The organism is Vibrio sp. CCUG 15886 (assembly GCF_028570825.1).
Lineage (GTDB): Bacteria > Pseudomonadota > Gammaproteobacteria > Enterobacterales > Vibrionaceae > Vibrio > Vibrio vulnificus_B.
In genome coordinates this window covers 1-8824 of sequence record NZ_JAQQBT010000029.1, presented here as the reverse complement: position 1 = coordinate 8824, position 8824 = coordinate 1, and the positions used below count along the sequence as shown (strand labels likewise).

The window sequence follows — 8824 nt, the reverse complement described above, 5'->3', positions numbered from 1 at the left end:
ATATCTAGAACGTAAATACCTAGTGTAGCTATTCCTGAGATCACAATAACCAAAATAATCACTTTTAAAAACTTATTCACTTTTACTCCTTTGATAAAACATAACGCCCTGTTAAGGTGTGAGCAACGCAATACAGAAGCTCCCGTATACCACCTTAAACACCAAACGCAACGCATAGTGAAAATGCCACGCGTTGCGAATCACTCTTAAACAGTTTGTTATATTAAATATACCTCTGCTTCCTTTGCGTACGTGGAAATAAGCTTTAAAACACTTTCGTCCGAGAAATGGAAATTGTGAGTAAAATCACAACCCTCAAAGTAAATAATGCCTAACTGAGGTATTACAAACTTAAACCTATCTTTATCTGGAACTCTGTAATCAGAGGGTAAGAGCGTTTTAAATCGAGCATTATCCGACGTGAACTTCCTGTACGTGATTCTGGTCGAATAACGTCCCTTGTATAAAACCAGATAACATTCATATGAATCACTAAGTAGGCAGACAAACTTATGTAAGCGACTGTTGTATTCATTTTGCATAGAACTCGTCACATCTTGAAGCATTGCCGTCGCTTCGTTAGGCGACAACCAATGGTCAAAAACAGAGACTGATGTGCTTTTGATACATGTATCTTCACCATCATACATACCAACAAGCGCATCATGAAGGTGCTGATATTGATGCTGCAATTCTTTTTGAACTAGCGAGGGTAAGCTTATAAATCGTCTACTCTTCATATTTAACCGTTTAATATAACGCCCTGTTAAGGGGTGAGCAACACAATACCGAAGTCGCCGCATACCGCCTTAAACACTAAAACCAACGCATAGTAAAAATGCCACGCGTTGCGAATCCCTCTTGAACAGTTTGTTAGTACTAAAATTCCTCGCGAGTATCACGCTCTTCATATTCTGGGAAATCAATTTCGATGAAGCCGTCATCATTAAGGACAAACAATACACTTTCATGTTCGATATCAGCTTCATTCATATCAGAGCAACCACGATAGACTTCCCAATCGTATGAATAATCGAGTTGATATTGATTACAGCCCACAAAAGAAATGTTTTCGACTTCTATACCATTAACATTGTGAGCCATATGATCTATATGAGATAGATCTGGGATAAGTTTCTGTTCAAAGTCACTTTTGTTTTCAGATAGAAATCTAGTTAACTCTTCGCACAAGTGAGCGCCGTTAACTAAGGGTTGAGATGAACTAGAAAAGAACATTTCCAAATACTCCGAAACCTAATTTAATTTTGGTACTAACGCCGCGTTAAGTGGTGAACAACGCCAACCACGAAACCTAAACCATTGTACCTTAAACACTTAAGCTGGCTTGAACTGAATTCGCCAAGCGTTGTGAATCCGCCTTAAACGCCTTGTTAGGCGAAGTTTCCCACCAATGCTTAAGGTTGTTTGAAAGCAGATTACCCGAAACCGAATAAGCAACCAAACACCCACTGACTTTTTGTGATTCAAGAACCACAATATCACTATATTTCAGCCAAGATTCCAACGACCACGAAATGCTGACCTTCAGCAACAAAGCGGGTTTTGAACCCGAAAATGCAAAAGCGACAAACTAGCAGCGAAATCGAAATGCCTCAATTGTCTTGCCCTCGCCACACTTTGAGCAAGTTAAACTCACCGCCATCCAGCACTGAAAACTAATGAGGCAACCCACGAATTTTGGCATGTTTTACAGTTGGAGAGATTCAAGGATTTGAGCCGACAATACCAAGTTGCCGACTTAGAAAAACGAAAGCTCAAAGAGAACTAAGAAGATGAGAACAAAGAACGTTCCTGCCCGTCGCCTAACGCCCAATTAAGGTGTGAAGCACGCGACCAAGATAGTCAATTTGAGCAGCGTAATCACTAAACTAAACCCAAACCAAAAATGCCAAGCGTGCTGAATCACTCTTAAATTGTTTGTTAGCTTATTTTACGCAAAAACTATTCGTTCGCTAAAGAATAAAGCTCATCAAGGTGACTGTGCAAACAAAAACTTGTAGCCATAACACATAACACTAGCTGACTAATATCTTCATGAAACCGCCACTCTTTGTAAGGTGAAAATTTATCAATGTCAGCGTCATCAATAACATGTTCGATAACTTTGAGAGCTTGACAATACTTCCGGTAAAGACTCGGATTAGTGGTCAACGGGAGCGCAGATGGTGATAGCTTAGCCTTTTCTAGCTCAAGCTTCTCTTTAGCCTTTTCAAAAGTCGACTTAACTATCTCGTACTCTGATTTATATTTATCTAGCCAATCACCTTTTTCCCAAGCTTTATCCCACACTTGTTTCCATTCAGCTTTAGACACGCGTTTATTTAACTGATAACAAACCCAACGGAATGCTAGAGAATCGCCAATTGGCTCATTAGAGTTAGGCTTACCGAATACCGATTCAAAATCAAAATATGCACCATCTGCTTTCTTTAACAACCGTAGGTATTCTATTTCATTGAAATTATTAATACCAAATCGAATGGGTGACAATATCGCATTGCTAGTCGAACGCCCCCAACGAGAATGATTTCGAGCATAGTTAGATAGCATTTCACTACCATTAGACAAAACATGACGCAACGGTCTTGGATCATTACCACCTTGACTATAGTTATCATGCGCTTCAATTTCTCTTCCCCATTGGTACCACATTTCATAACTAATACCCTGAAGGGTAGATGATACATTATTCAGCTCTTTAACCACGTCTACATATGTTGTTGTGGCAGAAGCATGATGACTAGCTAAGGCTGTAAGTTGAGAAATAGATTGTGACTGCTTACTAATTCGTAGAGAAATAAATGCAGCTATTGCAGCACCTATCGATGCGATCGCAGAAAGTAATGTAGGAATGAAATCTAGCCAATTCATAGTTTAACTACCATATATAGTTCTTATCAAAGTCAAGACTGTAAGCTAACGCCCTGTTAAGGTGTGAGCAACGCAATACAGAAGCTCCCGTATACCACCTTAAACACCAAACGCAACGCATAGTGAAAATGCCACGCGTTGCGAATCACTCTTAAACAGTTTGTTATATTAAATATACCTCTGCTTCCTTTGCGTACGTGGAAATAAGCTTTAAAACACTTTCGTCCGAGAAATGGAAATTGTGAGTAAAATCACAACCCTCAAAGTAAATAATGCCTAACTGAGGTATTACAAACTTAAACCTATCTTTATCTGGAACTCTGTAATCAGAGGGTAATAGCGTTTTAAATCGAGCATTATCCGACGTGAACTTCCTGTACGTGATTCTGGTCGAATAACGTCCCTTGTATAAAACCAGATAACATTCATATGAATCACTAAGTAGGCAGACAAACTTATGTAAGCGACTGTTGTATTCATTTTGCATAGAACTCGTCACATCTTGAAGCATTGCCGTCGCTTCGTTAGGCGACAACCAATGGTCAAAAACAGAGACTGATGTGCTTTTGATACATGTATCTTCACCATCATACATACCAACAAGCGCATCATGAAGGTGCTGATATTGATGCTGCAATTCTTTTTGAACTAGCGAGGGTAAGCTTATAAATCGTCTACTCTTCATATTTAACCGTTTAATATAACGCTGCGTTAAGGGGTGAATGCCGCACAAACCAACTTCCCGCAGACCATTTTCACCACCAAAACTCGCGCATACAAAAAATGCCACGCGGCATGAATCCCGCTTAAACGCCTTGTTATGCTTAAGTTTCAATGATTTACGTTTTTCTAGAAACAAGATTAACTCGACTTTGATTTACAAACAAAAGCCAAAACGTAGAAAACCGAAATGAATCATAGTTTTGATAATCAGGCTCGGAATTTTGGCAAATCTGGTTTGAAATTTGAAAACCTAGAAATGGATTTCTGATTGAGCCAACCGCCCTAACCTCGCGCTTGCCCGAAAATTGAATGAGGCAATTCTCTGATTTTCCAGCGCCAAAGAATAAGTGTCCGAAAAACAGCACTCACAAAAGCCAACTTGCCTACAAACACTAAACTAAAAAGCCGAGGGAACAAAGAAACACTATAAACCACTGATTTTAATTGATTAAGCATAACGCCCAATTAAGGGGTGAACAACGCCTCCACCCAACCTAAAGCATTGTGCCATAAGCATTAATTTTGAAGTAGAAGCAAAAATGCCAAGCGTTGTGAATCCCTCTTAAATTGTTTGTTATACAAATGGTTAATTGGATTCTGCTGTCTCTTTAAAGACTAGTTTAAGAGGTTTAGCTAAAGAGTAAATCCACAAACCAAATGCTACAAAGCACCACATAAACAATGCTAGGGAAAAACTAAATATTGGCCACATTGCTAATGCTAGTAACAGACCTGATACACCCGTTACTGGAGTTTCTTCCCACTTTACAGTCTCCGCACCAAATATGGATGCGATGCCACACATCAAAAAGAAAACAAAGAAGCTTAAGCTAAAGCCGATAAAGAGCATTTTGAAAAGAGACCTTTTCGATATTTTCTTAACTGTAATTTCCATTTTCATCCCTGTATTTGTATAACGCCCAATTAAGGGGTGAGCAACGCTACCACCCTACCTAAACCATTGTGCCGTAAACACTAAATTCAAAGCAAACCGAAAATGCCAAGCGTTGGGAATCCGTCTTAAACGCTTTGTTATGCCACTTTTTCCTGGTAATTCAGGCTAACAAAACTAGGTGCATATCCATACAATACTTGGATATAATGTATCATCTCATCATGTGTGACTCATTATGAAAATCAAAGATATAGCCTTAGATGAACTTGCAAGAGCCAAAGAAGTTGAAGGTGTTACAGACAAGAGAAAAGAGAAAGACGAAGTTCCGGATCTAACCTTCGGTTTAGAGAGCGCGGAACTATTCACCGAATCAGACAGAGAGAAGCTAGTTCTTAGTCTTCATGACAATAAGTTATCGGATGTTGCATTCTCCGATCCGTATTCAGAAAACACACGAAAAATCCGAAGAAATTTACTATTCGCATCAGTCGGTTGTCTAGCTGCTTCAACGCTAGAGCTAAAAGTTTCAAGTATTGTTGGGTTAAGCACCGGGAAAAGTCAGATCCCTTTGGATTCTTTACTGGGTCTATTTTCCATAGGAATAGCATACTATATTGTCGCTTTTACCGCTTTCATGCTAATTGACCTCTACAGTTGGCGCGTTGAAACAGAAATAGTTCGATTACAGCCATATAATAAGTTTTTGGATCAAGTTGAAAAACGCCTTGGGAAACTTCAAGCTTTTTCTCAATTTTATGATTCCACGATCAATAAGCGGAAAGATGACTTCTATTCAAAGTACAATGAAGACGAAGAAAGCAGGTTTCTAGAAGCTCAATTCTTTTTAGAAAAGAATTTGGACAAACTAAATGCCGTCAATAACGAGATGGTTAGCAACATCTACCCATTTCTGCAAGACATCAAGAGAGTTTCGAGCATCATTAGTTTAACAAATCGCAGGTTTGTACTTCGATTGCTAGCTTTAGCGGTAATTGACATTTTGCTCCCACTCTCTTTAGGAATAGTAGCCTTTATCCATTCAATGCCATATCTACCTAATTTCATCGATATTTTATGGACAAAACTTTGAAACCGTCGAGTGGCATAACGCCCTGCTAAGGGGTGAGCAACGCAATACCAATGCTACCGCAAACCACCTTAATCACTAAATTCAACGCATAGTAAAAATGCCACGCGTTGCGAATCCCTCTTGAGCAGTTTGTTAGTTTGCAAACCCAAGGCGTTGATTTTATGTTATTTTAAACTTTGCAAACAATAAACTTTATGTGCTTTGATGCACTTGAGTCAGGCGTAGTCTAAAAGCGGCTAGTAAATGAGACCACGTGGAACAGCCAACGCCGCAGAAAACGAACTCACAACACCAAAAAGCGATTTTGGAAAACCAATCTCACAATGCGGACTTTCAACAAAGCCACTGAAACCACATGAACTTACCACACCAGAGAAAACGCCATTTCAGCGAGTAAATCGGCTTTTGTACCAACAAGCTCAACGAGCAGAGTTTCAGCAAAAAAGTTCAACTCCGTTACCCCCCAAAAGTCACCGCATCAAAGAATAAATCAACCGTTGAAACGATGCCACTTTTGGATTTTCACCACGCTAGTGAACACTAAAATTGAAAGCCAATACGACAACTTTAACTTTGAACTTTTACCACTAGATCTTGCGATATAGCTGCGTTTTTCCTCTTGCAAACTAACGCTGCGTTAAGGGGTGAATGCCGCATAAACCAACTTTCCGCAGACCACTTACACCACCAAAACTCACCGCATACCAAAAATGCCACGCGGCATGAATCCCTCTTGAACGCCTTGTTATGTTTTGTTTGCCAACTTGATCTGAGCATTACATACATCTAACGAATACATTTCAGCCAAATACTCTAAGAGGTTGTATAGTAGTTCTTTTTGTTGTTCGTTTAAAAAATCCAGGTCGAAGCTGTACCCTACCTCTCCTAACTCAATATACAAGGGGATCTTATCAGCAAATGCTTTATGAGCAGCTTTTTTCTGAAGTACATATTTACACACTACTGGTAGTAACCAAGTCATTCCCACTGTACTGACAATCATATACTCATCGCAGATAGCGTTAAGACTAGCTTTGCTCGCACTTAACATACCAACGGGTATTTTTTCTTCAATTATCCGTCTCGTGATATCAGTTGTAGAGACTGAGAAAAACTTATCTGCTTCAGGGCACGTGATTGGTGGAAACTCTTTTTCAAACATCTCCAAATGTTGTTCTCTCGTCAAATAACCCCAATATTTCAACAATGTACCCTCTAAAAACATAACGCCCAATTAAGTAGTGAGCAACGCTGACACTTAACCCGAACATTGTGCCTTAATCACTAAAGCTGATTCAAACCCAAAATGCCGAGCGTTGCGAATCTGCTTGAATTGTTTGTTATACCACTTGTACTTAGGGTGTCTGTAGTTCAACAAACCATTGTTTCTCACCATGAAGTTGCCAAACAAACCGATAGCTGTTAATCAGCGAGAAATTGACGTCTTTTCCGCCAATTGGAGTATTAAAGTTGCTTGGAGTAATAACAGCATGATCTGAAATGTCATAAGTCCAGCACTTAGCGCTTTTACTCTTAGGGTTAACTAATCGCTCCAGGTCATTCATGACTAAAGCCACACCTTTATCCACGTGCTTGTAGTGAACATATCTTTCTAACAAAAACAGGTCAAAATATACGTCTTTCATAAAGATATCTGTAGCACCACGAGGTTTGCCTGAAGATGCTTTTTCCTTGTAACATTTCATCTCTATCGCAATTGAGAAGTTATCGCTAAGGCATTTACCCTTGAACACTATATCAATCTCGCGCCATGTCCCGTCTACTTCAACGCTAGTCTCTAATTCAATGGAAAATTCATCGTCGGGATAGAATGTAATGAGAGGAATATATTGCTTTAGAAGGTATGCATATTGCAGTTGCATCGAAGCTTCTTTATTAATTGGAATTAAGCCATTACCTACTTTTATGGCAAACACGTTCCAGCAGAAAGAAACCGCGTCGCACATCCTTCGCTCTAGACTTGAAGTACACTGAATCACATTTTTTCCTTGTGGTATAACGCTGCGTTAAGGGGTGAATGCCGCATAAACCAAGCTTCCGCATACCACTTTCACCACCAAAACTCACTGCAAACCAAAAATGCCACGCGGCATGAATCCCGCTTAAACGCCTTGTTATGCTTAAGCTTCAATGGTTTACGTTTTACTATAAGCAAGATTAACTCGACTTTGATTTACAAACAAAAGCCAAAACGTAGAAAACCGAAATGACTCATAGTTTTGAAAATCGGGCTTTGAAATTCGGCCGCTAAAACTCAAAAACCTAAGATCAAATTGCTGATTGAGCCAGCCACCCTAGCCTCGCGCTTACCTGAAAATTGATTGAGGCAACTCTCTGAATTTTCAGCGCCAAAGAATAAGTGTCCGAAAAGCAGCGCCCAATGAAGTCAACTTGCCGACTAGCACAAAACCGAAAGCTGAGGGAACAAAGAAAAAAACATAAACCACTGATTTTATTTGATTAAGCATAACGCTGCGTTAAGGGGTGAATGCCGCCTAAGCCAACCTTCCGCAGACCACTTTCACCACTAAAACTCACTGCAAACCAAAAATGCCACGCGGCATGAATCCCTCTTGAACGCCTTGTTATGTAACAATTTTACGCATATTTGTAGACATGGTCTGCGTACAAATGACCACCAATTTCATAAGCTTGAGGCACTATCCTATCGAGCACAAAACCCACTTTTGTAAGTACCTTTTCGGAACCAATGTTGCCCTCGGTGACAACTGCACTGTATTTATCGATGCCGAACTCTGACATTGAATAATTTATGAGGGCTTGCAGTGACTCTGTACCATACCCGAGCCCATGATATTCGGGTAAAAACATAAACCCAACTTCAGCAACAGAATCGTTAACACAAAAACCTGTTATACCTACTGCTTTATTCGTTGTGGACTCGACAACAACTAAACATAACCAATGCTCCGAATCTACAAACCAAGGTGCTAATCGAGATTTAAATTTACTCTCAATTTCTAACTTTGGCAGTTCATCGAAACAGAGCGAAATGACACTTGGGTTTGTATGGAGTTGTAGAAATAAAGACAAGTCATTTCCCGATAATGGCTTCATCCGTAGCCTTTCAGATATTACTTCCATTTAGCCAAACTCTCCTTGTTACATAACGCCCTGTTAAGGTGTGAGCAACGCAATACCGAAGCCGCCGCATACCACCTTAATCACTAAAACCAACGCAT

Annotated in this window: 8 protein-coding genes; 1 reads left to right on the top strand and 7 read right to left on the bottom strand. The window is 39.8% G+C overall.

Translation table 11 applies throughout. The features are described from left to right. Window positions 1-879 precede the first annotated feature (879 nt). From PQQ36_RS21955 to PQQ36_RS21930, 4 genes are all read right to left on the bottom strand, one after another. Window positions 880-1236 (bottom strand): hypothetical protein, encoded by a 357-nt coding sequence (locus PQQ36_RS21955; protein WP_041061979.1) that lies wholly within the window; start codon window positions 1234-1236, stop codon window positions 880-882. 726 nt (window positions 1237-1962) lie between these two features. Continuing rightward, entirely contained in the window at window positions 1963-2892 is a 930-nt protein-coding gene (locus PQQ36_RS21950) for a hypothetical protein (protein WP_206626169.1), read from the bottom strand. A gap of 163 nt (window positions 2893-3055) precedes the next feature. Continuing rightward, window positions 3056-3682 (bottom strand): hypothetical protein, encoded by a 627-nt coding sequence (locus tag PQQ36_RS22790; RefSeq protein WP_263180629.1) that lies wholly within the window; start codon window positions 3680-3682, stop codon window positions 3056-3058. Window positions 3683-4201: 519 nt separating this feature from the next. Beyond that, on the bottom strand, window positions 4202-4516 hold the full coding sequence (locus tag PQQ36_RS21930; protein WP_193783858.1) for a hypothetical protein: 315 nt from the start codon (window positions 4514-4516) through the stop codon (window positions 4202-4204). A gap of 229 nt (window positions 4517-4745) precedes the next feature. Between PQQ36_RS21930 and PQQ36_RS21925 the strand changes: the two genes are divergently transcribed. Next, on the top strand, window positions 4746-5600 hold the full coding sequence (locus PQQ36_RS21925; protein ID WP_273662634.1) for a hypothetical protein: 855 nt from the start codon (window positions 4746-4748) through the stop codon (window positions 5598-5600). A gap of 745 nt (window positions 5601-6345) precedes the next feature. On the opposite strand, the gene PQQ36_RS21910 is transcribed toward PQQ36_RS21925, so the two are convergent. The 3 genes from PQQ36_RS21910 to PQQ36_RS21890 all read right to left on the bottom strand — a co-directional run bounded on the left by PQQ36_RS21910 (window position 6346) and on the right by PQQ36_RS21890 (window position 8726). Then, on the bottom strand, window positions 6346-6804 hold the full coding sequence (locus PQQ36_RS21910; protein ID WP_273662633.1) for a hypothetical protein: 459 nt from the start codon (window positions 6802-6804) through the stop codon (window positions 6346-6348). 151 nt (window positions 6805-6955) lie between these two features. Beyond that, entirely contained in the window at window positions 6956-7600 is a 645-nt protein-coding gene (locus tag PQQ36_RS21905) for a hypothetical protein (protein ID WP_165386997.1), read from the bottom strand. Between the two features lie 619 nt (window positions 7601-8219). Continuing rightward, window positions 8220-8726: a GNAT family N-acetyltransferase gene (locus PQQ36_RS21890; RefSeq protein WP_043920996.1), complete on the bottom strand. Its 507-nt coding sequence runs from the start codon at window positions 8724-8726 to the stop codon at window positions 8220-8222. Window positions 8727-8824: the final 98 nt, after the last annotated feature.

Excerpts from the sequence above, each read along its gene's own strand:
- PQQ36_RS21950 (WP_206626169.1), bottom strand. The coding sequence starts at position 2,892 with ATGAATTGGCTAGATTTCATTCCTACATTACTTTCTGCGATCGCATCG.
- PQQ36_RS21955 (WP_041061979.1), bottom strand. The coding sequence starts at position 1,236 with ATGTTCTTTTCTAGTTCATCTCAACCCTTAGTTAACGGCGCTCACTTG.
- PQQ36_RS21930 (WP_193783858.1), bottom strand. The coding sequence starts at position 4,516 with ATGAAAATGGAAATTACAGTTAAGAAAATATCGAAAAGGTCTCTTTTC.
- PQQ36_RS21925 (WP_273662634.1), top strand. The coding sequence starts at position 4,746 with ATGAAAATCAAAGATATAGCCTTAGATGAACTTGCAAGAGCCAAAGAA.
- PQQ36_RS21890 (WP_043920996.1), bottom strand. The coding sequence starts at position 8,726 with ATGGAAGTAATATCTGAAAGGCTACGGATGAAGCCATTATCGGGAAAT.